Origin of the sequence: Clostridium sp. BL-8 (assembly GCF_002006495.1) — a bacterium.
Classification (GTDB): Bacteria; Bacillota; Clostridia; order Clostridiales; family Clostridiaceae; genus Clostridium.
Genome location: NZ_LZZL01000012.1, coordinates 164,922 through 188,326, shown reverse-complemented (window position 1 = coordinate 188,326; position 23,405 = coordinate 164,922). Strand labels below are relative to the sequence as shown.

Genomic DNA, 23,405 nt, shown 5'->3' with positions numbered 1-23,405 from the left:
TGTTGTTTGTTGTTTATTTATAAGTATATGGGGGAGAGTAAGCAGTGTTAAGAATACTTCATAAGGAGTATAGTTTATATCTCAGATAATATAACTAGAATAATTGCAAAGTTATTGCGATTACTTTAACTTAGATGTCTTAGGCAACACTAGATGGGGGAAGTAGTAAACATATTAAATAATTATAAAATTTTAGCACCGTTAATAATAGGATTTTTATTTGCAATAGTACTTGGGCCAATATTCATACCGATATTGCATAAACTAAAATTTGGGCAGAATATTAGAAAAGAAGGACCTAAAAGCCATCAGAAGAAATCAGGAACACCTACTATGGGAGGACTTATATTCTTTATTGCAACAGCTGCTGCAATATTAATTTTGGGACAAAAGCTTATGAATAAGGAAATGATTATGCTATATTCATTTCTTGCATTTGGCTTTATAGGATTCTTAGATGATATATTAAAGATAATCCATAAAGATAATTTGGGATTAAGAGCAGCACAAAAGATGATATTATTAGTTGTATTTTCATTAGCATTAGCATGGTATGGATATATAACAATAGGAAGTGATATTTTAATACCATTTGTAAATGGAGAAGCAAGAATTTTAAATTTAGGCATTTTATATATACCGTTTATAGTATTTTATTATGCAGCTGTAACAAATGCAGTAAATTTAACAGATGGAATAGATGGTCTTGCAACTTCTGTTACTATAATAGTATTAACTTTTTTTGCAATAGTAGGTTTTAGAACAAAAAATACTGAAATCGCAATTTTTTCGTTAGCATTAATTGGTGCTTTACTCGGATTTTTAAGGTTCAACGCTTTCCCAGCGAAAATATTCATGGGAGATACTGGTTCTTTAGCTCTTGGTGGAGTTATAGGCACAATAGCTTTAATGTTAAAAATGGAGATATTTGTAGTTATAGTAGGTGGAATATATGTTATTGAAACTTTATCTGTTATAATCCAAGTTACTTCATTTAAGTTAACTGGCAAAAGAGTGTTTAAGATGTCTCCTATACACCATCACTTTGAACAGCTTGGATGGAGCGAGATAAAGATAGTCACAGTATTCTCTATTATTACAGCGATTTTATGTGTGATAGGTTTTATGGCACTTTAGTTAATTAGATTTGGAGGATTTATGTATGAAAGTTATTAGGTCCAAAAGAAAAAATAAAATGGGTGAAATAGATTATGGGGTATTTTACTCTGTCCTTTTACTGCTTTCTATCGGGGTAATTATGGTTTATTCTGCGAGCTCGTATTATGCGATGTTTGTAGTTCATGACAGTATGTATTTTCTGAAAAAACAATTGATATCAGCAATAATTGGTGTTATCGCTATGTTATTTACAATGAGCTTTGATTATCATAAGATAAAGAGATTTACAATACCTGCAATGGTATTGACTATACCTCTGCTACTAGCTGTGTTTCTCTTTACTGGTGTTAATGGAGCTCAAAGATGGATTCCACTTGGACCGTTTGGAAGCTTACAGCCATCTGAAGTTGCAAAATATGTTGTAGTATTATTTTTAGCCATGAGTTTAGAGCTAAAAGGAGAAGGAGTTAAAAACTTATCGACAGGAATAGTTCCTTACTTAGCCGTTGCAGGTTTTTATGCAGCAATTGTACTTGCAGAAAAAAACTTAAGTATTGCATCGGTTATAATGATAGTTACTTTTATTGTTCTTTTCGCGGCAGGAGGAAAGCTTAAGCATTTGTTTGGAATTGTGGCTCCAGTCTTAGTGGCTGCTGCACTCTTCTTTACTTTTTCATCAGATTACAGAAGAGCAAGAATGTTAAATTTCATAAATCCCTGGCAGGATCCAACAGGAGATGGTTATCAATTAATACAATCTTTTTATGCGTTAGGTGCAGGAGGGATTACGGGACTTGGTCTTGGTCAATCAAGGCAAAAAACCTTATATATGCCAGAGCCACATAATGATTTCATATTCTCAATAATAGGTGAAGAATTAGGTCTTATAGGGTGTTTGTGCATAATAGCTCTCTTTATAATATTAATTTGGAGAGGGATTAGTGTAGCAATGAAGGCGAAAGATACTTATGGTACACTTCTTGCAATAGGAATAACATCTGTTATAGCTGTTCAGTCGCTTATAAACATAGCAGTTGTAACAGGTTCGATGCCAGTTACAGGAGTTCCGCTACCATTTATTAGTTATGGTGGATCATCCTTAGTAATAAATATGACGGCAATAGGTGTGCTTCTAAATATATCAAGGCAGCGTGAAGGTAGAGAATAATAAAAAATACTAGTATTAAGTTATAGATTTAATTTATATATTGAATATTTATTCATTATACAGGGCAAAGAACTAAGAAATAATTCTTTGTCTTGTATTTTTTTAGAAAATATAGAAATCTATTAGAAAATTTGATGAAAATATTTTGTTAAAGTGTTATTATTATATATGAAATTTATATAAAATATTATTATAGTAAAGCATATTACAGTATATGTAATATGTTAAGAATAGGGATGTATATGGCAAAATTAAATCATAATAAGTTAAAAAATACTAAACGAATAACGAATAATAATAAATTAATCTTAAAATTAAAAAAGAGAAGATTAATTAGAAAAATTATATTAATTAGTATAATTTTTGCTGTCGGGATAACAATTTTTTCAGTTAAATCGAATTTTTTTATAATTAAAAAAGTAGCTATTTTAGGAAATCCAGTAATGAGTGGAGAAGACGTTAAAAAAAATACAGAGAATTTGATAGGCCAAAATATTCTGTTTATAAGCAATAAAAGTATTATAGAGCAGGCAGAGAAAAATCCATATGTTGAAAGTGTTGAAATAAGTAAGGCATATCCTAAACAAGTTAATATTAAGGTGACAGAAAAACAAGGAGCTTTTTATATTGAACAAGATGGACAAAATTATGTACTAGATAGTGATGCGAGATTGCTAGAAAAAACAGATAATGTTGAAAATAGGAGTTTAGTAAATTTAAAAGGAATTGAGTTAAAAAATGTTGATTTAGGAAGTAAAGTTTCAGATGATGATCGAACATTGCAGCTTTTGAATATTTTTTATCAAATAATAAAAAGCAATCCTACTAATTTCAATATAGATTCCATTGATGTAAGTGATTTTATGAATATAAAAGTATATATAGGAAAAGTTGAAGGTAGACTAGGCGATGATGAAAACATACCTGATAAAATGAATAAGCTATTACATATAATAGAAAATCCTAATATTGGAATTGTAAAAGGATATGTAGATGTAGGCTTTAATGGAGCACCTGTATATTATAAGGAAGAAAGGTAGGTTAGGGATGAAGATATCTAGATCTCAATTATTTGTAGCAATTGTTTGTGCACTTTTAGGTTTTTTATTAGCATATCAATTTAAAGTCTTATCTAACAAGAATATTGAATCTAATATTAATAATTATGATAAAAATGATATAATTTCAGAAATTGAAGCATTAAAGAAAGAGAAAGAAGAATTACAGACTACAAATTCTAAATTATCTGAACAACTTAAGGATATGGAAGAAACAGCGGCTAAAGACGGTAATGTTGGTTCGGATATAAAAAACCAGCTAGATAATGCTAGAATGCACTTAGGGGTTGTTGATGTAAAAGGGCCAGGTGTAGTACTTACCATAACGCCTAAAACGTCAATGTTTGGAGGCACTTCTAGTGATGGAAACCGAGATTTGGGTGAAGATGAACTTGTTCATATAGTGAATTTACTTTGGTATTCTGGTGCAGAGGCAATATCTATAAATGATATTAGGATAACTCCTCAGACAGGGATTAAAACAGCAGGAAATAGTATTGCAATAGGTTCGACAGGAAGAGTGTATCCAAGAGATAAGATTGTAATCAAAGCAATTGGAGATAAAGGAAGACTTAATGTGGGAATATCTTTTCCAGGTTCTTTAGATTATCTAGCTCTTCTTAATTACAATAATGATGTAAAATCAGAAGATGACATATTTATAGGAAAGACAACACAATCATTGAAAAATGACTTTATGAAGTCAGTTAAAGAATAGGGGAGAATTAATTTGATTGCAGTAATAGGACTATTAATTGGAATAATATTAGGATTTGTATTAGATGTTAATATATCAGATAAATTATCACCATATATGTCTGTAGCTATACTTGCATGCTTGGATTCAGTATTTGGAGCAATTAGGGGGAATCTTTCTAAGAATTTTCAACCAGATATTTTTATATCGGGGTTTTTTGGTAATGCACTTCTTGCAGCAGCTCTTGCTTATTTAGGCGACAAGCTAGGAATACCAATATATATGGCAGCAGTAATTGTGTTTGGAGGAAGAATATTTGATAATTTCGCAATTATAAGAAGATTATTATTAGAAGAATTTAAGAATAGAAGAAAGAATAGGACTAAAAGTGTTACTGATAATAAAGAAGAAAATGATATTAAATAAAGAGGTGATGTGATGAAAAATAATAAGGGGTTTTTCTTTGTTTTCATTGCAACCATAATATTAGGGGCATTAATATCGATGAACTTTAATTTTCAAAGGGGCCAAACATATAATCAGTTAAATTCAACAGAATATCTAAATGCTGTAGAGGAAAGAGCTGCTTTATATAGAGAGGTAGGAGACCTTAGAGAAGATAATAGTGAAAAGATGAATAAAATAAGGAATTATGAAGAAAATGATACTAAAAATGATAAAATTTTAGAAGACATGAAGGCTCAGATAAGTGATTATGAAACACTTATTGGATTAACTAAAGCAGAAGGTTCTGGAATTATATTAACTATAAATGATGGAACTACAAATGTACTTGAAGATAATTCAGATGAAATTCATGACAAACTCCTCCATGATTATGATATGGCATTGGTTTTAAATGAATTACGCGCTGCCGGGGCAGAGGCTATTAGCGTTAATAATCATAGAATTGTGCCGTGGTCTGGAGTAATATGTAATTGGGCCTTCATAGGCTTCGAGGATGGAAGTATGGAATATGCTCCATTTAATATTTATGCCATAGGAGATCCGGAAAAGCTAAAGGCAGCACTTTTAGAAGATGGAAGTCATGTAAAGCAGCTTATATTTAGAAAGCTTTATGTTAATATTGAGGAATCTGATAAAATAATAATGCCGCCAACAACAGCAAATTCAAATGTTAAGTATATGGCTAGAGATGATGAAAAGAAATAAAATAAATTAATATTTTTGAAGGAAATTTTAATTTTGTATAGAATATAACTTATGAGGAAAGGAATAGTTTTTTAGGTGTTGATTATGGGAATTAAACAAAATATAGAAGAATTACAATCTAGGATTCCAAGAGAGGTGAAGCTTTTAGCTGTTTCTAAAACAAAGCCGTTAGAAGATTTAGAAGAAGCATATATGGCTGGAATGAGGGATTTTGGAGAAAATAAGGTCCAAGAAATTATAAAAAAAGCAGAAAGCTTTCATGAGGATGTGAGATGGCATATGATAGGTCATCTTCAAAGTAATAAGGTTAAGTATTTAGTAGATAAGGTTTATTTAATACATTCTTTAGATAGCATTGCTCTGCTTAACGAAATAGAAAAAGTTTTTGGAAAAGCAAATAAATCTGTAAATACTCTCATTCAGATTAACATTGGAAGGGAAGATAGTAAAAGCGGAATATTAGAAGAGGACTTATATGAATTTATAAGAGCAATTGAACAGTGCAAATATGTATCTGTAAAAGGTTTAATGGTCATTATTCCAGTAGGAGATGAGGAAAGCAACAGAAAATATTTTAAGAGAACAAAAAAAATATTTGATGAGCTTAAGGAAAAAGAAGGAGAATATAAAAATATCAGGATGAGCATATTATCCATGGGAATGACTCATGATTTTATGACAGCTATAGAAGAAGGTTCTAATCTAGTTAGAATAGGAACAGGAATATTTGGAGAAAGAAATTATAATTTAGGAGGCGGAAAAAATGAGTAACGTTTTGTCAAAGGTTAAATCTTTATTAGGATTTGAGGATTATGAGGATTATGATGATTACGAAGATGAAGAATATGAAAATGAGATGAAAGATGAAGAAGAAATGGAGCCTGTTATTACAAATAAGAAAAATAGCAAGGTTGTAAATATTCATACATCTTCAACTACAAAGGTAACAATAACTAAACCAGTTGATTATGAAGAAGCAACAGAGATTTGCGAAGCACTTAAAAACAGAAGAATAGTTTTAGTAAACACAACAATGTTAGAATTAAAAATAGCACAAAGATTATTAGACTTTATTAGTGGCTCTTGCTATGCTTTAGGAGGAGAACTGCAACAGATTGAAAAGGGTGTATATATTCTTTCACCTTCAAACGTTGAGGTGACAAACGAATTAAAGAATGAACTTAGTTCAAAAGCAATATTTAATTGGTCTAAGTAGGAGGAATAAAATATGATATATAGTGTTTATATGGTTCTTAATTTGTTATTTAACTTATTGGAACTTGCTATATTCATAGAATGTATAGCTTCATGGATTCCGCAAATTCAAGGAAATAGGTTTGTAAATTTAATACATAATTTTATATATCCTATTTTGGATCCTTTTAGAAGACTACAAGATAGATTTATTCCAGGACTTCCGGTTGATTTTTCACCTATATTTGCATTTTTAGTTTTGAATTTACTTAGAGGTCTTATACGTTAGCTATGAAGGAAAGAATAATTAAATATTTTACAGATGATGAAAGAGATGAAGCATTAAATTTATATGAAAGATATCTATTATCCCAAAATAAGAATATTACTGTATTTGGAAGAAGCTTTTATACCCCAAATGTATGGAAATGGTTTGAAAACAATTTGAGTACCAGAGATTTTAAAGTTGAAAGTAATGGACTTTTTGAAGATGCTGAAAGAAGAATGGTTTCATTTAACAATACTTACGAAAGTCCTTTCCCTATGAAACTGATTAAAATTCAGAATACATCAAAGTTTACAAATCTTACCCATAGGGATTTTTTGGGTGGAATTTTATCTCTTGGGATAGAAAGAAGCAAGATCGGCGATTTATTGGTAGATAAAGATGCTTGTTATATTCCAATGCATGAGGATATAGAAGAGTTCGTTTTATATAATATAAATAGAATTTCTAAAGTCGTTTGTAAAGCAGAAGTAATTGATAGTTTAGGACCAATTCCAAAGCATTCATTTGAAGAAGAGATCATTTTGGTTTCTTCTTTGAGAATTGATGGTGTGGTTTCTAAAATTACAAGGTTATCCAGAGCTAAAGCGCAAGCAATGATTGAACAAGGTCAGGTGCTTATAGATTACATTAAGATAAAAGATAAAAGTTATGAACTAAAAGGTGAAGAAAGAATTACAATTAGAGGTTTTGGTAAATTTATATTAGGTAATTCTATTGGAAACAGTAAGAGTGGAAGAATTAAGATTATTATAAAAAAATATACATAATTGAGGTGAAAGTATGAAGTTAACACCAATGGATATAAACAATAAAGAATTTAAAAAGGGGTTAAGAGGATACAATCCTGATGAAGTTGATGAGTTTTTAGATGAAGTAGTTGAAAATTATGAAGAACTTTATAAAGAAAATGCTACATTAAAAGAAAAACTCACAAATCAAAATGAAAAGTTAGAACATTATTCTAAGATTGAAACTACTATTCAAAATACATTGCTATTAGCCCAAAATGCAGCAGAGCAAGCTAAAAATTCTGCACAAAAAGAGGCTGAGCTACTACTTAAAAATGCAAATGAAGCAGCACAAAAAATTATGGATAAAGCCCATAATGATGTTATACAAATCAATGATGAATACGAAAAAGTTAAGCAGGAATTTATTAAATTTAGAGCAAAATATAGGAACTTCATGAATACACAGCTGGAAACATTTGATGATTTAGAAAAAGAATTTGTTAAAAATTATAATATATCTGATCCGGTGGATGATAATGAAGTAGTACATGAAGAATTAAAAGAAAAAGAAATAATTTTTGATGAGGAATTAAGTAAACCTGAAGAAAAGGCTATTTCGAACCAAAAAAATACTTCATTAAATGATGAATTAAATGAAATAAAGAGTTTTTTTGTTCAAAGTGAATAAGAGCAATAGATATAGGAAATTAAAATCAGCATAAGAATATTTTATGTTGATTTTGTATTTTGATAATAAAAAAATCACATATGAAATGTGATTTTTTTATGTATATAATTCTTAATTAAAATTTCTAATTAGTATAGATATTAATTTTCTTTAGTCTCTGAATCATTAAATTTACTATTTAAAATTACTATATCAACTCTTCTATTGGCAGCTCTTCCTTCTTCGGTATCGTTGCTTTGAACAGGTCTGTATTCACCATATCCTAAAGAAGATAATCTCTCAGGTTTAACATTTCCTTTTGTAATTAGAAATTCAACCACGTTTGCTGCTCTGACGGCTGAAAGCTGCCAGTTTGAATGAAAGTAGTTTGTGTTGATGGCTACATTATCAGTATGCCCCTCAACATGTATGTAATTATCAATTCCGTTTAACACTTTTGATATAGATATTAACTTACTTTGCCAATCTGGCTTTATTTCTGCTTCACCACTATTAAAAAATACATTATCGTTAAAACTTATTATCAGACCTCTTTCTTGAATTGAAGTAGAGACACTTCCTTTTAATTCGGAGTTATTAACAAGCGCATCAACTTTTGCTTTTATATCAGAAAGTTTTTCTGTTTCAGCAGATGAATCATCAGGATTATCTGTATCATCGACTACATCAGGAGGTGAATTAGTACTATCAGATATAGCAATGACATTTTGCCCGCTGCCTTGATTAAAAGCAATCTTTAGCGATCTTGCAAGTTCCTGAGATTTTTTGCTATCAACATTAGAAATAGCATACATCATTAAAAAGAAAATCATGAGTAAGGTTATAAAGTCTAAATAAGAAAGCATCCATCTCTCAGTATCATCTTTTTCTTTTTTTGAACTTTTCCTCATAGCTAATACCCCTTCTATATTTGATTATCAAATGACTTAGCTTGTTCTTCAGTTAAATAACTACAAAGTTTACTTACTAAAGTATTAGGGTTAACACCTTCTTGTACAAGAAGAACCGCCTCGATAATCATTTCTTTTTCTATGATTTCTTCTTTATTCATTTCTCTTAGCTTACTAGCAAGAGGCAGCCAAAATAAATTAGCAGTACCAAGACCATATAATGTTGCAACGAATGCTGAAGCAATTTCTCCACCCATTTTAGCAGCATCACTAAGATTAGCAAGTACTATAACCAAACTTGTTACTGTTCCTACGATACCCATAGTAGGAGCATATCCACCAGCTGCAGTTAACATCTCAATGCAATCTTCGTGTCTTGAGGAAAGGTTTTCTAGCTTGGTATTTAAAATGCTTTTAACAGAAGCTGGATCAATACCATCTACTACCATTTGAAGACCTTTTTTAATAAATGGATCCAAATCACTTGTCAATTCAGATTCCAAACTTAAAAGACCGTCTTTTCTTGTCTTAATTGAAACTTCCTTGAAATATGCTATGTGTTGCTGTAAGTCAATATTTCTCTGCTTAAAAGCTAAAGCTATCACTTTAGGCAGTTTTTTTACGGTTTTTGCTGGAAAAGAAACAGTAGTAGCTCCTAATGTACCCCCTATTACAATTAATGCAGAAGCTCCCCTAAGCAGTGCGAGTATTGACCCGTGTGATAATACATACCCTAATATTATACAGCCAAACGCAAATATCACACCCAGAATTGTCATAATGTCCATAAATTTTTCCCCCTTATTTATACGTGAAATTTGAATTTTATGATTAATTATTCATATTATGACCTAAAATAGGAACAATAAGAATATTAATACACAATGCATAAGTATATACTAATACTAAATAATGATAACATATTATAAAATAAATGTAAAACTCTTAAAATTATCAAAATTAGACTAATATAATGTGAAATTTTACAAATTATTTCCTATAATATTATTTGTAAAGTATTATTTAATATATTATAATGTTGAAAGAATCTGCATGATAGAAAGGTATTATTATATGGAAAAAAATATATTTGTTGTTGATGAAAAAGATCAAGGAATAAGAATTGATAAGTATTTATCGGAAGTTTTTTATGATAAATCAAGATCTTTTATTCAAGGGCTTATAGAAAAAGAAAATATTAAGGTTAATAATAAAATTCCTAAGAGCAATTATAAGGTAAAATCTTCTGATGAAATTGAGGTAATAATTGATGAACCAGAGATATTAAATGTAGATCCAGAGGATATACCAATAGAGATATTATATGAAGATAAAGACATTATAGTTGTAAATAAAGAACAAGGAATGGTAGTTCATCCTGCACCAGGTAATTATAATGGAACATTAGTAAACGCTTTACTATTTCATTGTACGGATTTATCAAGTATTAATGGAGTAGTAAGACCAGGAATAGTTCATAGAATAGATAAAGACACTTCAGGCGTTTTGGTAGTTGCTAAAAATGATGAATCTCATAATAAGCTTTCAGAGCAATTGAAGGATCATTCTATGAAAAGGGAATATTATGCGTTAGTTGAAGGCAGAATAAAAAATGATAAAGGGACTATTGATAAGCCTTTAGCTAGAAGTAAAAAGGATAGGTTAAAGATAGGAATAGTTGAAGGTGGGAAAAGGGCAGTAACTCATTACGAGGTTATTGAAAGGTATAATGGTTATACCTTAATAAAGTGTGTGCTCGAGACTGGAAGGACTCATCAAATAAGAGTACATATGGCATCAATTGGGTTTCCTCTAGTTGGAGATCCTTTATATGGTTTTAAGAAACAGAAATTTAAATTAAAAGGTCAAATGCTTCATGCTAAAACCTTAGGTTTTATACATCCGAGTAAAAATGAATATACAGAATTTACTACAGAACTTCCAGAATACTTTCAAATAATATTAGATAAATTAAGAAATGAATTAAAGTAATATTAGATAACTTAATAAATTATTTAAAATAATAGTGGAGGGGTATCATGAAATTAAAAGCAATCCTATTAGATGAAAAAGCTATAAATAGAACATTAATTAGAATTTCTCATGAAATAATTGAAAGAAATAAGGGAGTTGAAGACTTAGTTTTACTTGGAATTAAAACTCGAGGTTATCCACTTGCAAAGAGAATTGCAAACTATATTAAAAGTATTGAAGGCAAAGACGTTCCAGTTGGCTCTGTAGATATAACATTATATAGAGATGATTTGACAGTACTACATGAGGATGCTGAGGCAAAAAACCTGCATTTAGGGCCTGAAATAAAGGATAAGAAGATAGTAATAGTTGATGATGTTTTATATACATGTAGAACTGCCAGAGCAGCAATTGATGCTATTATAGATGTAAATAGACCTACAGGTATTCAACTGGCTGTTCTCATTGACAGGGGACATAAAGAATTACCAATAAGGGCGGATTATGTAGGAAAAAATATTCCAACTTCAAAGGATGAAATTATTTCAGTGTCATTAAAAGAAATTGATGAAGAAGATTCAGTTAAAATATACGATTCAAATTCAAATGAATAAATAAGGAGACTAAAATATGTATAATCTAATTGCAACAAGTACTTTTGGGATAGAAAGTATAACAGCAAAAGAGTTAAAGGGACTTGGATATGAGGATTTAAAGATAGAAAATGGGAAAGTGACTTTTGAAGGCGATGAAATGGATATAGCAATTTGCAACATTCATTTAAGAACTGCAGATAGAGTTTTAATAAAAATGGCTGAATTTGAAGCAAAATCTTTTGAAGAGTTATTTCAAGGAACGAAAAAGGTCGATTGGAGCAGTATTATTCCAATAGATGGAGTAATGCATGTTGTTGGAAAAAGTATTAAATCAACTCTTCATAGTGTTCCAGACTGTCAGTCAATAGTTAAAAAGGCTATTGTTAAGAGCATGAGTGAAAGTTATGGAATAGAAACCTTTAGTGAAAGTGGTCCTGTATATAAAATAGAAGTGTCAATATTAAAAGATATAGTTACACTTACAATAGATACAACAGGTCCAGGATTACATAAAAGGGGTTATAGAGAGCTTGCAGGTATTGCTCCTTTAAAGGAAACACTAGCTGCCACATTGATTTTAACATCTAGATGGAATGATAATTTTGAGCTTATAGATCCTTTTTGCGGTTCTGGAACTGTATTAATTGAAGCAGCTATGATAGCTCAGAACATAGCACCTGGAGTGAATCGAAGTTTTGTATGCGAAACATGGCCATTAATGAGTGGGAACACTTTTAATACAGTAAGAGAGGGTGCTAAAAAGTCTGAAAAAAATAAGGATATTAAATTAATAGGATATGATATAGATTACAGAGTGCTTAAAGTTGCAATGGAAAATGCTAAAAAAGCTGGAGTGGACAAATATATAGAATTTCAAAAGAGAGATTTTATGGAGTTTTCTACTTCTAGAAAATATGGATTCGTTATATCTAATCCACCATATGGAGAAAGAATAGGAGAGAAAGAAATACTAAATACCCTTTATAAACATATGGGTAACACAAAGAAAAAATTAGAAAGCTGGGATTTTAATATATTAACTTCCTTCGAACCTTTTGAAAAGGTATTTGGAGTAAAATCTACTAAAAATAGAAAGTTATATAATGGTAAGATTAAATGTTATTATTATCAATATTTTGACAATGAAAAGATTAAAAACCATGGAGATATTTTAATCAATCAGTTAATATATTAAAAATAACGGTAGTAAAAGTTAATAAAGTTAAGCAAAATTAATTATATAGTTAATAAATGAAAGATTAACAAATATAGCCTGTAAATATATTTACAAAATATTTTGCTCATGATAAAATGAGATAAAGCTAAATATGGTAGCAAAGGCGCTAACAATTAAATAATATTGTTAGTGCTTTTTTTTGTTTTATTAAAAAATATTATTTGAATTTAAATTTGAATATAAATCTGATTTAATATTGAATTTCATAAATTAATGATTAAAAAGTAAAATAGTATTTATTAAAAATAATTTAGAAGAAAGGGGTTCATATGATGGGAGAAGTGTACCAAAAAATGGCAGAAAAGATACCCAATATGAGTAAATCGCAAGAAAAGATAGCAAAGTATATATTATCACATCCAAACAGTACGCCTTTTTTAACTGTTGAAAAATTGGCTAAATTATCTGGAGTCAGTATTGCGACTGTCACTAGATTCGTAATCTTTTTGGGATACAGAGGGTATCCAGAGTTTCTAAAAGATACACAGGAATCTATGCAGGAGCAGGTGTCTAAGACTGAACGTATAAAAGTTGATTTTGAAAAAAACAGTGATGAAGAAAAAGAAATTTATAATATTTTTGAAGAAGATTTAAATAATATTAAATTGACCATGGAGGAACTTAACTTATATGAATTAAAAAAAGCAGTTGATTTATTATTAGGTGCTAAGAGAATATATATAGTTTCAAGAAGAAGTTCCACAGTACTCGGAACGTTTTTAAAATATTATCTTGATTTAATGTTTAGTAATGTTTATTTAATTGAAAACATAGAGCAAATTCCAAAGCAGATCAGTGAGGCGTGTGATGAGGATGTAGTTATTGGAATTAGCTTTGAAAAGTATGCTAGGAGCACTGTAGAAATCTATACTCATTTGAAGAAAAAAGGAGCTACTACTATAGCAATTACAGATAATATGTTATCTCCGCTCGTACCATACTCAGATGTTACATTAACAGCTATAAGTAAAGGTTCAACACTTATTGAATCCTTTTCAGCACCACTAAGTTTGATTAATGCTTTAATTGCTTGTGTTGAAAAAGAAAAGAAAGACTTTTTTAATAGCAATGTAGAATTATTAGACGAAGCGTGGAGAAAATTTGACTTATTCATTTAGGCATAGAGGTGTAACTTTAAAACTTGAGTTATGTGGCAGATTACCGAAATCATAAATATTGTTGTTTCGTCAGACTATGAAGATTTTGCTGGAAGCTACTAAATGGAAGTTTGCACACATTTCTGCATGTTCCCAATATACATTGTGACAAGCAGTAAATGCAACAACCTTCCATTAAGTAGCTTCAACAGCTTATTTTCAAAGGCTGACTGCACAACAATATTTATGATTTCTAGTGAAGCTATCCACTTTAAATTTAGCAAAGATGTAAATATATTTATCTAATAAGTTGAATATAGAAATTGCAATATCTATATTCAACTTATTAGATAAATAAACTATACAAGTCAAATTTATAAAGTTTTTCTCTCTATATTAATGAAGGTATCGACTTAAAGTTAAGAATTAAGTTGGTGCCTTTATTTTTATTTAATGACTGAAAGGGGATTAGGCAAATACTTTTATAGCTACAAAGATTTAAAATTATAAAGTGAGAATAATAGAAATTGTGTAATTTGATTTGGTCATAAATACAATTATGGTATAATGTGTATATTGTATAACGCGTATTAGTAGATTATTGTGAACCAAAGATTATTTATATAATGAATGGGAGATGGTATTTTGAAAGAAAATGAAATATTAGTTCAAAATAAGATTGGGTGGGATTCTATTGCCGATGAATGGTTTGGGGCAACTTCACTACCTACATATGGTCCGACTTTGCCTAAAGAAGATAATTTGAATTTGTTTAATTTATTAGATAATAAAAAAGTTTTAGATATTGGTTGCGGTAGTGGACATTCTCTGCTATATACAGCTAAACGTGGTGCTAAAGAGCTATGGGGGGTGGATTTATCTTCAAAACAGATAGAGAATGCAAAAAAACTTTTATCTAAAAATAACATAAATGCGAATTTATTTGTGTCACCTATGGAAAATAATTCAGGCATACCAGAAAATTACTTTGATTTTGTTTACTCCATATATGCATTTGGATGGACTACCGATCTAAAACAATCCATAGATTTAGTTTATAAATACTTAAAGAAATCTGGCGTCTTTATATTTTCTTGGGACAACCCATTGATGCAGTGTATGCAAGCAGAAGGCAATAAATATACGCTTTACAGGTCGTATTTGGATGAAGCGACTATTGATTTAACAAAGGGCAATCAAGCAATGAAACTAAAGAACTGGAAATTATCGTCATATATTAACGAACTGGCATCTGCAGGATTTAAAATTGATAAGTTAATTGAAGAAACTGATGAGGATATTCTTACTCAGGAACATGAGTTTACACTAAAATACTATTCAAAGCACAAAGCTAAATTAATTAATACTTCGTTTATTATTAAAGCAATTAAATTATAGTATTGATTACTGAGAAAAACAATATCACATAGATCATAATAGCAAGAACTATTGGGCATTGTGGTGGTAAAAGACTAAACCTGATTTACAATGTTGTTACAAGAAATTTATTTAGAAGGAGTTGGGAAACAATGAGTAAAAAGGGAATAATTTTTGATTTAGATGGTACTTTGTGGAATGCTTCAACACAGGTGGTGCCAGCATGGAATATTGTTCTAAACAGACATAGTGAACTTGATAAGCAGATAACAATAAATGATATGAAAGGATTTATGGGAAAAACAATTAATGTTATAGCAGAGATTATGTTTCCTGAAATGGATTTAGAAAAGAGTGTGGAAATACTTAAAGAATGCTGTAATGAAGAGCAAAGATATTTACGAAAACATGGTGGAATTTTATATCCTAAGTTAAACGAGACGTTAAAATTATTATCTGAAAATTATTCTCTGTATATTGTAAGCAATTGTCAAGATGGATATGTACAGGCTTTTCTTGATTATCATAAATTATGGAGTTATTTTAAGGATATCGAGATGTCAGGAAGAACAGGAAAAAGTAAGGGAGAAAATATAAAGATTATTATTGAAAGAAATAAACTAAACGAATCCGTATATGTGGGCGATACAAATGGCGATTTAGAAGGAGCTAATTATGCTGGAATACCATTTATTTATGCTGAATATGGATTTGGCCAATTAGATAATATGAAATATTCAATAAATAACATTTTTGATATAAATAGAATTGTAGGTAGTATTTTGTGAGATAGAAATATTACAAATTTTAATACATCTTATATTATCTAAATGTATAATAAATTATTTTTAATTCCAAGAAGGCATATACGAGAAACGGAAGAGTAAGATGAAGCGAAACTAGGATGATATACATTTTTTTATAAAAAAGAAGAAAATTAGAGGAAGGCACTTATATTTAATGGTTCACCAAGAAAAAATGGTGATACCATGACTTTGGTAAATGAATTTATTAAACACTTAGATGGAGAATACAAAATTATAAATGCGTATTATTCCAATATAAAACCCTGCATTGATTGCAGATATTGTTGGAAAAGTAATTGATTCTTATTAGGAGGATAAAGATGAAAAAACTTGATGTTAAAAGTATATTTATAGGTTTGGTCATTGGGGTGGTAGGTGTTTCCACAGTTTTTGCAGTAGTGTGGAAAATGTCAGCAACAACTAAAGAGAAAAATGCGGTGGCAGTTACATCAGACGAAAAAAAAGCAGAATCCACTAGTGGGAAGAATAATGTTGCCACAGGAGAAGGAATAAGGTCAGCAGTTATAAATAATAGTAAGATATATTTTAATGGTAAAGAGATTGAGCTAAAAAAACCTTTAATTACTATTGAAAATGATGAAAGCGCAGAACCTCAATTATATATGCCGATGGACGAATTGCTGGAATATATGCATTTCCAAGTTGAATGGAATAGTCAAGATAATGAGGTGTATTTAACTATGGGACAAGATAATCAAAAAAACAAAGCGGATATGTCTGATATTTCAGCAAATGAAGCAGATGCAGAAGCTATAGAAATCATACAGAAAACAGGAAATTGGAGCTATATTGAAAAATATATTTCACAGATGTCTGATGATGGCATTGAAAGAGTTGTAAATATATATAATTCAAAGCATATAGACCCATCCCAACATAAAAATGCATCAGATTATATAAAGAACTAAATTTAATATTAATATAAAAATAACCAATTAAGAATAGTAAATTATTTTGTATTAGTGGGAATTAGGTTGGAAAGAATAATTAGCCTGTTGGTTGGGATAATCGGAGGTCTATTCAATGAAAAGGAGTTAATTATGAAATTAAGAAAAATAAAGATAGGCAATATCCCAACGATTTTATGGGGAGAACCTTCGGATAAAATGTATATATTTGTTCATGGAAAAATGTCAAATAAGGAAAGTGCACAAGAATTTGCGGAAATAGCGGTAGAAAGAGGATATCAAGTTCTTAGTTTTGACCTTCCAGAACATGGTGAGCGAAAAGATACAAATTATAAATGTAATGTTTGGAATGGGACACATGACCTTGAAGTAATTGGAACATATGCGCAAGAAAATTGGACGGAGATAAGCTTATTTGCATGTAGCCTTGGTGCGTATTTTAGTTTAATTGCATATAAAAATCTTTTAATCAAGAAATGCTTATTTCAATCACCAATTCTTGACATGGAGCATCTTATAGGTAAAATGTTTAAATGGTTCAATGTTACAGAAGAGCAACTTAGAGAAAAAAAGGAAATATTCACACCAATTGATATACTTTCATGGGATTATTACTGTTATGTAAAAGAATATCCAATTGATAAATGGGATATACCTACTGCAATTATTTATGGAACAGAGGATAATCTGCAAGATCGTGAGGTTATAGATAGTTTCACAAATAAGTTCCATAGTGATTTAACAATATCAAAGGGAAGTGAACATTCTTTTCATACAAAAGAACAATCACAAGCTGTTACACAATGGTTAAGAAAGTATATTTAATAAGATCAATAGAATTTATGGCTTACAAATTCAAATTTGAGTTATAAATTATAATTTTAAGAGGTATTTTAATGAGATGTTTATTAGTTATAGATATGCAGGAAGACTATGTAGGGAATTCTAGGAATATAAGAATGTATCCTTATAATGCTAAAGAACTTATATATTCTATTAATAAAAAAATTTCGGAATATTCTAATGAATCAGTTATTTATATTGTAAATAGATTTTTCTGGGAAATTGGGAAAAAGCAAAAAAGTTTAGTTGACGGGCTTTCTATCATATCTAATAATGTGTTTGAAAAAAGAAAGGCAAGTTGTTTTTCTAGTGAACAGTTATTGGAGTATTTACAGAAGGTCGATGCGAGAGAACTTGAATTAGTAGGAGTAGATGGTAATTACTGTGTAGGAGCTTCAGCTATTGATGGAGTAGCTAAGCGGTATAGAGTTTTATTTAATGAATCGCTAATTGGTATTAGAAACTATAGCAAATTCAGAAAGATGAAAAAGAAATTGCAGAAAATAGGAGTGGTTTTTACATCTTAAACAATAAACATGTAAAATTCAATTGTTCATTAAGAAAAAATGGCGATATTATGATTTCGGTAAATGAATTTATATTAACAATATCCTTAAAAAAGTAGTAGTAAACTATAACGAGTTAAAGTGCGGTGAAATATGAAGAAATCAATTTTAATTGGATTTTTGATTTTTTTACTTATTGGAAGTATTATTCTTATTTAGAAATAATTGCGATACAATGTATGTAGGAACAGGAGATAGCCCTTTAACAGTACCTTTTTATAAAAGCTGTGGATTTACAGAGTCTCATATAATTAAAGATTTTTTTATAGATAATTATGATAATCCAATTTATGAATGCGGAAAGCAATTAGTTGATATGGTGTATTTCAAGTACAAATACACTTATTAAATACAAAGATGGGGGAAGATAGATGAAAGAATTTAATTCGGAGTTTTGTAATGTGAAATTTATTGATAAGGATAAAGTAGTGTTACTAACATGGAAAAAGTTTGCTTGTGGAGATGATTATAGAAGACCAACATCATTTGCATGTGAGCTTCTTAAAGAAAATATAGCAAGTAATTTTGTTGTGGATGCTAGAAATGGCTTTGAAGATGATAATGCGGATGTAGAGTGGGGATTTTCTATATTATTACCTAGTATGGCACAAACCACATGTAAAATAGTTTGTTTTCTTATGAATAAAGTAATTGATATTGACGAAGAGATGGACATGTGGACAAAGGAATTTGGAAAGTATTTTGCAGTTATAAAGGCATCAGACTATGAAAATGCGATAGAAAAAATAAAAAGATTATTATAGAATTATAATTTTGATAGGAAGACTAAAATGATATTAGATGGCATTAGATAAAGATCATTTGTAGTTTACTTAAAAAGAAGAAAGGGGATTGGATATGCTTAAACTTGTAAAATTAGAAAAAAGATATATGCCACAATTATTAGATATGATGGATGAATGGTATGCTACAGGAGAGAAAATTATACCGTATGCAATTAGAAAAGTAGATTATCATGATTATACAATATATGTAGATAGTTTGGAAGTAAAAGAAAATAGAACTAATTTGGTGCCTGACTCAACCTTTTTTTGCCTTGATGAAGAAAGGAATATTTTTGTAGGAGCTGTAAATATCAGACACTTCTTAAATGATAATCTATTAAAAAATGGTGGACATATTGGTGATGGAGTGCGACCTTCTGAGCGCAGAAAAGGAATTGCAACCAAAATGATTGTACTAGCACTAGAGGAATGCAAGAAATTAGAAATAAATAAAGTGTTAATGGTTTGTGATAAGAATAATATAGCATCTGCAAAAAGCATTCTCAATAATAAAGGCATATTAGAAAATGAGATTGAAGTTGACGGAATTATAGAGCAACGATACTGGATAAATAATATATAACTAAAAATTTCTTAAGTGCTTAGGAGTATAATTTGAATTCTTATAAAAAGTAATTTGTGAAGGAGATGTAAGTATGAATACAAGAACTATCATGATTTTTCCTGAATTTGAGAATATTCATGTTATAAATAATATACGCAAAAAATATGATCCTTTGGTAGATTTAGTGCTACCACATATTACTTTAGTCTTTCCTTTTGATAGTGAAATAACTAATGAGGAAATTAGCTTATATTTAAAAGAAAGTTTAAGAGATATACATCCATTTAAAGTTGAATTAGAAGGTTTTAGCAAAAAAGAAGAGAAAGCTGAAAAATACTTATTTCTAAATGTAGTGCAAGGGAGAGACGTAATTAAAAACATTCATGACATATTATATAAAGATAAACTAAAGCAATTTAACATGGGGAATAATTATGTTCCGCATATGACAGTCGGGAAAGTATCTTCTTTGGAGTTACTTAATAAAGCATTTGATGATGTAAATAAACATTATAACGAGAAATTTAGCACTGTGGTAAAAAAGATATCAGTTGAAATGATTGGTGAGCATCAAGAATCAATTATTGTAATAGAGCATGAACTTAATTAAGAAAGTTTAAGTTATATTATAAATCGAAATGGTATACTGTTGCGAGAAAATGTTCAAAAGAGAATTAAATCCAGGAGCATGGATATAAGGCTCTTCAATGAAAAGTAAAAAATGAAGGAGTATAGTACATGTTTGATTTAAGATATGCAACACACAAGGACTATAATTTTTTATATGAGCTAAATAAAATTACAATGCTGAAATATATAGAAAAGATATGGGGATGGGAAGAAAATATACAACAAAAATTTTTCAGAGATAAATTTTCACATGAAAAGTATAAAATTATAGTTTACGATGATGTAGACATAGGTGTTGTAGCAGTTTCTTCAAATGATAATGCTATTTTTATTGAGATTATTGAAATATTACCTGAATATCAAAGCAAGGGAATTGGTACTGAGATAATAAGTAAAATAATCGCTGATTCAAAAAATAAAAATTATAGTAGAGTATGGCTTCAAGTATTTAAAATGAATCCTGCTAAAACATTATATGATAGACTTGGATTTTTAACAAAAAGTGAAACAGAAACACATTATATCATGGAATTAAATTTAAAATAATCTATTTGTGATTTTCAGATAAAACAGAATGATAAATAACTGTAAAACAGCATATAAATTTTAATTTGAAAAGGGAGGATAATTATGCTTAAAGGAGATAATGTAACAATAAGGCCTATAGAAAAGAGAGACTTTGACCTTTTTTATTTATGGATACAGAGCCAAAAATGCTTAGGTGATTTTATGGATATTGATATGGTATATAAAGAAATTTTTTTAGAAAATTTCGAGAAAAGTACAAAGAATGCTACTAGATTTTATGCAATAATTGAAGATAAGGATGGCAATCCAATAGGTGAAATAAACTCTATAGAAGTTATAGGCAGTAATACTACTCTCGAAATAGGTTTGTTAATAGCTGAAGAGTCATCAAGAGGTAAAGGAATAGGAATAGAATGTATAAGATTATTTGTTAATTATCTTTTTAAAACTAAAAATATAATGAGAATTCAGTACATAACCAGAACTGACAATATGAGCATGAAAGCAATTGGAGAAAAAACTGGATTTAAGCTAGAAGGAGTATTAAAGAAGTATAAATTTGTTGATGGAGATTTTAGAGATTTTTACTTAATGGCTATTACTAGAGATGATTGGAAATTATAAATATAGATATTAATATGTAACATTCTTATAAAATGTAACAGTAAGCAAGTGTAAAATATAAGGTTAAGTATTACAAATTATAATTTGGTGGTGAGAGTAAATATGAATATAAAATTTAATAAAATGACTGAAAAAGATATCCTTAATCTTACTCAAATAATGAGAAGAGCCTTTGATTATGATACCAAAATTCATTTGGGAAAAGAAACTGGTGGTCCTCCTGGATATGATGATGGTACATTTTTAAGGAAATGGGGATTGAATAAAGAAGCAACTTCCTATTGTATATATTTAGATAATATTCTTATCGGAGGAGTAATTCTTTGGATTAACGATAATAATGAAAACTGCTTAGGTAATTTATTTATTGATATTAATTATGAGGATAAAGGAATTGGAACAAAAATTTGGAGTGAAATTGAAAGCATGTATCCAAATACTCGAGTATGGAATACTGAGACTCCTATTTTTTCTCATAGAAATCATAATTTTTATGTCAATAAGTGTGGTTTTAATGTAATTGAAATAAAAGATCCGAAAGATTTAGAAGAAGGTAGTTTTATTTTAAAAAAAGTAATTTCATAATTTCTAATTTGTAAAATCAAATAAAATTAGAATTGTATTTTAATATGTGCTATTTTTATGTCTCAATATCAAATTCAACACAGCTTAAGGGGATATGGACTATTTATAGGGATATATGTTGGAGGTAATTTATGAAATTATTTTTTATAAGACATGGACAAACAGACTGGAATGTAAAAGGGAAAATACAAGGAAGTTGTGATATTGAACTTAATGATACTGGTATTATCCAAGCAGAAAAATTAAGTAATAAGGTATTAGAAAATAAATATAAATTTACAAAAATCTATTCAAGTCCACAAAGAAGAGCAGTTAAAACAGCAGAAATTTTGAGCAAGGCTACTAATGTGGAATATATATCAATACAAGGATTAGAGGAAATTAATCTTGGAGAATGGGAAGGATTATCATGGATTGAAGTCAAAGAAAAATATCCAATAGAATATGAAAAATGGTATGCAAATAGAAGATATGCTAAACCTCCAAAAGGGGAATCATATCAGGATATGTTACAGCGTGTTTTGACTTCAATACATAAGATTGTAAATGAGAATTGTGATAATGCTGTAATTGTAACTCATAGTGCTGTAATTATGTGTATACAATGTTATTTAACCAACACCCCTTTTGATGAAATGACTAAATTTAAAACAAATAATACTTCAATTACAGAAATAGATGGTGATTCATTAATAAGGTAAAAGAAGAAAGAATTATTAAGTTTATAACCACTATTCATGAAAACAAATAGCAAATTACAAATTTTGAAAGGAAGATTAAAATGAGACTGGATGGCATTGGAATATTCGTAAATGATATGAAGATTATGGTTGAGTTTTATAAAAATATTCTTGGATTTGAAATAGAGTGGGATGGAAAAGAACCAAACGTAATGCTTAAAAAAGATGGGACATTGTTTATGTTTTATGGAAGAAATGATTTTGAAAAAATGACAAATAAGCGATTTAATTATGTTGGTGGTATCAATGGGCATTATGAAATTGCTTTAAGTGTACTAAAGTATAGTGATGTGGATTTAGTATATGGAGACATCATTTCTAAAGGAGCAGAATCAGTAATGGAACCAACAACGGAACCTTGGGGACAAAGAACGTGTTATATTGCAGATCCTGAAGGAAATCTTATTGAGATTGGTTCATTTAATGAGTAAATTCTGATTGGCTTGTTTTGGTTAATTTAGACTTTACTTAGTATATTATTAAAGAAATTAGATTATGTAAAATAAAGATTATTTA

30 protein-coding genes and 1 pseudogene are annotated in these 23,405 nt (G+C 29.3%); 29 read left to right on the top strand and 2 right to left on the bottom strand.

Translation table 11 applies throughout. From position 1 onward, the window contains the following. Positions 1-153: 153 nt before the first annotated feature. The 11 genes from mraY to CLOBL_RS06005 all read left to right on the top strand — a co-directional run bounded on the left by mraY (position 154) and on the right by CLOBL_RS06005 (position 8,117). A complete protein-coding gene (gene mraY, locus CLOBL_RS06055) occupies positions 154-1,137 on the top strand; it encodes a phospho-N-acetylmuramoyl-pentapeptide-transferase (RefSeq protein WP_077858192.1) in 984 nt (327 codons plus the stop codon). Positions 1,138-1,162: 25 nt separating this feature from the next. After that, complete coding sequence (gene spoVE / locus CLOBL_RS06050; protein WP_077858191.1) at positions 1,163-2,287, top strand: stage V sporulation protein E; 1,125 nt, start codon at positions 1,163-1,165, stop codon at positions 2,285-2,287. Between the two features lie 242 nt (positions 2,288-2,529). Then, the gene (locus tag CLOBL_RS06045; RefSeq protein ID WP_077858190.1) at positions 2,530-3,327 is read left to right on the top strand and encodes an FtsQ-type POTRA domain-containing protein; all 798 of its coding nucleotides are present in this window, start codon (positions 2,530-2,532) and stop codon (positions 3,325-3,327) included. Between the two features lie 7 nt (positions 3,328-3,334). Next, positions 3,335-4,063, top strand: a complete 729-nt coding sequence (locus CLOBL_RS06040) for a DUF881 domain-containing protein (protein WP_077858189.1) — start codon at positions 3,335-3,337, stop codon at positions 4,061-4,063. Positions 4,064-4,075: 12 nt separating this feature from the next. Further along, the gene (locus tag CLOBL_RS06035; RefSeq protein WP_009170254.1) at positions 4,076-4,468 is read left to right on the top strand and encodes a small basic family protein; all 393 of its coding nucleotides are present in this window, start codon (positions 4,076-4,078) and stop codon (positions 4,466-4,468) included. 12 nt (positions 4,469-4,480) lie between these two features. Continuing rightward, positions 4,481-5,215, top strand: a complete 735-nt coding sequence (locus CLOBL_RS06030) for a DUF881 domain-containing protein (RefSeq protein WP_077858188.1) — start codon at positions 4,481-4,483, stop codon at positions 5,213-5,215. Between the two features lie 84 nt (positions 5,216-5,299). Then, the gene (locus CLOBL_RS06025; RefSeq protein ID WP_077858187.1) at positions 5,300-5,986 is read left to right on the top strand and encodes a YggS family pyridoxal phosphate-dependent enzyme; all 687 of its coding nucleotides are present in this window, start codon (positions 5,300-5,302) and stop codon (positions 5,984-5,986) included. After that, a complete protein-coding gene (gene sepF, locus CLOBL_RS06020; protein ID WP_009170257.1) occupies positions 5,979-6,431 on the top strand; it encodes a cell division protein SepF in 453 nt (150 codons plus the stop codon). Before CLOBL_RS06025 ends, sepF begins: the two co-directional genes overlap by 8 nt. 12 nt (positions 6,432-6,443) lie before the next feature. After that, positions 6,444-6,698, top strand: a complete 255-nt coding sequence (locus tag CLOBL_RS06015; RefSeq protein ID WP_077858186.1) for a YggT family protein — start codon at positions 6,444-6,446, stop codon at positions 6,696-6,698. A 2-nt stretch (positions 6,699-6,700) separates the two neighbouring features. Continuing rightward, positions 6,701-7,465, top strand: a complete 765-nt coding sequence (locus CLOBL_RS06010; RefSeq protein WP_077858185.1) for a YlmH/Sll1252 family protein — start codon at positions 6,701-6,703, stop codon at positions 7,463-7,465. 13 nt (positions 7,466-7,478) lie between these two features. Continuing rightward, complete coding sequence (locus CLOBL_RS06005) at positions 7,479-8,117, top strand: DivIVA domain-containing protein (protein ID WP_077858184.1); 639 nt, start codon at positions 7,479-7,481, stop codon at positions 8,115-8,117. Between the two features lie 140 nt (positions 8,118-8,257). On the opposite strand, the gene CLOBL_RS06000 is transcribed toward CLOBL_RS06005, so the two are convergent. Further along, entirely contained in the window at positions 8,258-9,007 is a 750-nt protein-coding gene (locus CLOBL_RS06000; RefSeq protein ID WP_077858183.1) for an OmpA family protein, read from the bottom strand. A gap of 14 nt (positions 9,008-9,021) precedes the next feature. After that, a complete protein-coding gene (locus tag CLOBL_RS05995) occupies positions 9,022-9,795 on the bottom strand; it encodes a motility protein A (RefSeq protein ID WP_077858182.1) in 774 nt (257 codons plus the stop codon). A gap of 286 nt (positions 9,796-10,081) precedes the next feature. On the opposite strand from CLOBL_RS05995, the gene CLOBL_RS05990 reads away from it, so the two are divergent. The 18 genes and pseudogenes from CLOBL_RS05990 to CLOBL_RS05900 all read left to right on the top strand — a co-directional run bounded on the left by CLOBL_RS05990 (position 10,082) and on the right by CLOBL_RS05900 (position 23,320). Beyond that, positions 10,082-10,999, top strand: a complete 918-nt coding sequence (locus CLOBL_RS05990) for an RluA family pseudouridine synthase (protein ID WP_077858236.1) — start codon at positions 10,082-10,084, stop codon at positions 10,997-10,999. Between the two features lie 47 nt (positions 11,000-11,046). Continuing rightward, entirely contained in the window at positions 11,047-11,595 is a 549-nt protein-coding gene (gene pyrR / locus CLOBL_RS05985) for a bifunctional pyr operon transcriptional regulator/uracil phosphoribosyltransferase PyrR (protein WP_077858181.1), read from the top strand. 16 nt (positions 11,596-11,611) lie between these two features. Continuing rightward, entirely contained in the window at positions 11,612-12,772 is a 1,161-nt protein-coding gene (locus CLOBL_RS05980; RefSeq protein ID WP_077858180.1) for a class I SAM-dependent RNA methyltransferase, read from the top strand. Positions 12,773-13,086: 314 nt separating this feature from the next. Further along, the gene (locus CLOBL_RS05975) at positions 13,087-13,932 is read left to right on the top strand and encodes a MurR/RpiR family transcriptional regulator (RefSeq protein WP_077858179.1); all 846 of its coding nucleotides are present in this window, start codon (positions 13,087-13,089) and stop codon (positions 13,930-13,932) included. A gap of 609 nt (positions 13,933-14,541) precedes the next feature. Further along, a complete protein-coding gene (locus CLOBL_RS05970; protein WP_242953788.1) occupies positions 14,542-15,309 on the top strand; it encodes a class I SAM-dependent methyltransferase in 768 nt (255 codons plus the stop codon). Between the two features lie 131 nt (positions 15,310-15,440). Then, positions 15,441-16,076, top strand: a complete 636-nt coding sequence (locus CLOBL_RS05965) for an HAD family hydrolase (protein WP_077858177.1) — start codon at positions 15,441-15,443, stop codon at positions 16,074-16,076. 338 nt (positions 16,077-16,414) lie between these two features. Continuing rightward, positions 16,415-17,023, top strand: coding sequence for a hypothetical protein (locus CLOBL_RS05955; protein WP_077858176.1), 609 nt, complete (start codon positions 16,415-16,417; stop codon positions 17,021-17,023). A 132-nt stretch (positions 17,024-17,155) separates the two neighbouring features. Continuing rightward, complete coding sequence (locus CLOBL_RS05950) at positions 17,156-17,848, top strand: alpha/beta hydrolase (RefSeq protein WP_077858175.1); 693 nt, start codon at positions 17,156-17,158, stop codon at positions 17,846-17,848. A 71-nt stretch (positions 17,849-17,919) separates the two neighbouring features. Beyond that, the gene (locus CLOBL_RS05945; protein WP_077858174.1) at positions 17,920-18,393 is read left to right on the top strand and encodes an isochorismatase family protein; all 474 of its coding nucleotides are present in this window, start codon (positions 17,920-17,922) and stop codon (positions 18,391-18,393) included. Between the two features lie 193 nt (positions 18,394-18,586). Beyond that, positions 18,587-18,781, top strand: a pseudogene (locus tag CLOBL_RS28470) (GNAT family N-acetyltransferase); the annotation flags it as partial. 22 nt (positions 18,782-18,803) lie between these two features. Continuing rightward, entirely contained in the window at positions 18,804-19,196 is a 393-nt protein-coding gene (locus CLOBL_RS05935) for a hypothetical protein (protein ID WP_077858173.1), read from the top strand. 94 nt (positions 19,197-19,290) lie between these two features. After that, a complete protein-coding gene (locus CLOBL_RS05930) occupies positions 19,291-19,800 on the top strand; it encodes a GNAT family N-acetyltransferase (RefSeq protein ID WP_077858172.1) in 510 nt (169 codons plus the stop codon). 73 nt (positions 19,801-19,873) lie between these two features. Beyond that, positions 19,874-20,392 (top strand): 2'-5' RNA ligase family protein, encoded by a 519-nt coding sequence (locus CLOBL_RS05925; protein WP_077858171.1) that lies wholly within the window; start codon positions 19,874-19,876, stop codon positions 20,390-20,392. Between the two features lie 128 nt (positions 20,393-20,520). Further along, the gene (locus CLOBL_RS05920; protein ID WP_077858170.1) at positions 20,521-20,958 is read left to right on the top strand and encodes a GNAT family N-acetyltransferase; all 438 of its coding nucleotides are present in this window, start codon (positions 20,521-20,523) and stop codon (positions 20,956-20,958) included. 84 nt (positions 20,959-21,042) lie between these two features. Continuing rightward, positions 21,043-21,564 (top strand): GNAT family protein, encoded by a 522-nt coding sequence (locus CLOBL_RS05915; protein WP_077858169.1) that lies wholly within the window; start codon positions 21,043-21,045, stop codon positions 21,562-21,564. 102 nt (positions 21,565-21,666) lie between these two features. Beyond that, positions 21,667-22,149 carry a GNAT family N-acetyltransferase gene (locus CLOBL_RS05910; RefSeq protein ID WP_077858168.1) on the top strand — a complete coding sequence of 161 codons (483 nt, stop codon included), beginning with the start codon at positions 21,667-21,669 and terminating at the stop codon, positions 22,147-22,149. Between the two features lie 131 nt (positions 22,150-22,280). Beyond that, a complete protein-coding gene (gene cobC, locus CLOBL_RS05905; protein ID WP_077858167.1) occupies positions 22,281-22,850 on the top strand; it encodes an alpha-ribazole phosphatase in 570 nt (189 codons plus the stop codon). 80 nt (positions 22,851-22,930) lie between these two features. Then, positions 22,931-23,320: a VOC family protein gene (locus CLOBL_RS05900; RefSeq protein WP_009170281.1), complete on the top strand. Its 390-nt coding sequence runs from the start codon at positions 22,931-22,933 to the stop codon at positions 23,318-23,320. Positions 23,321-23,405: the final 85 nt, after the last annotated feature.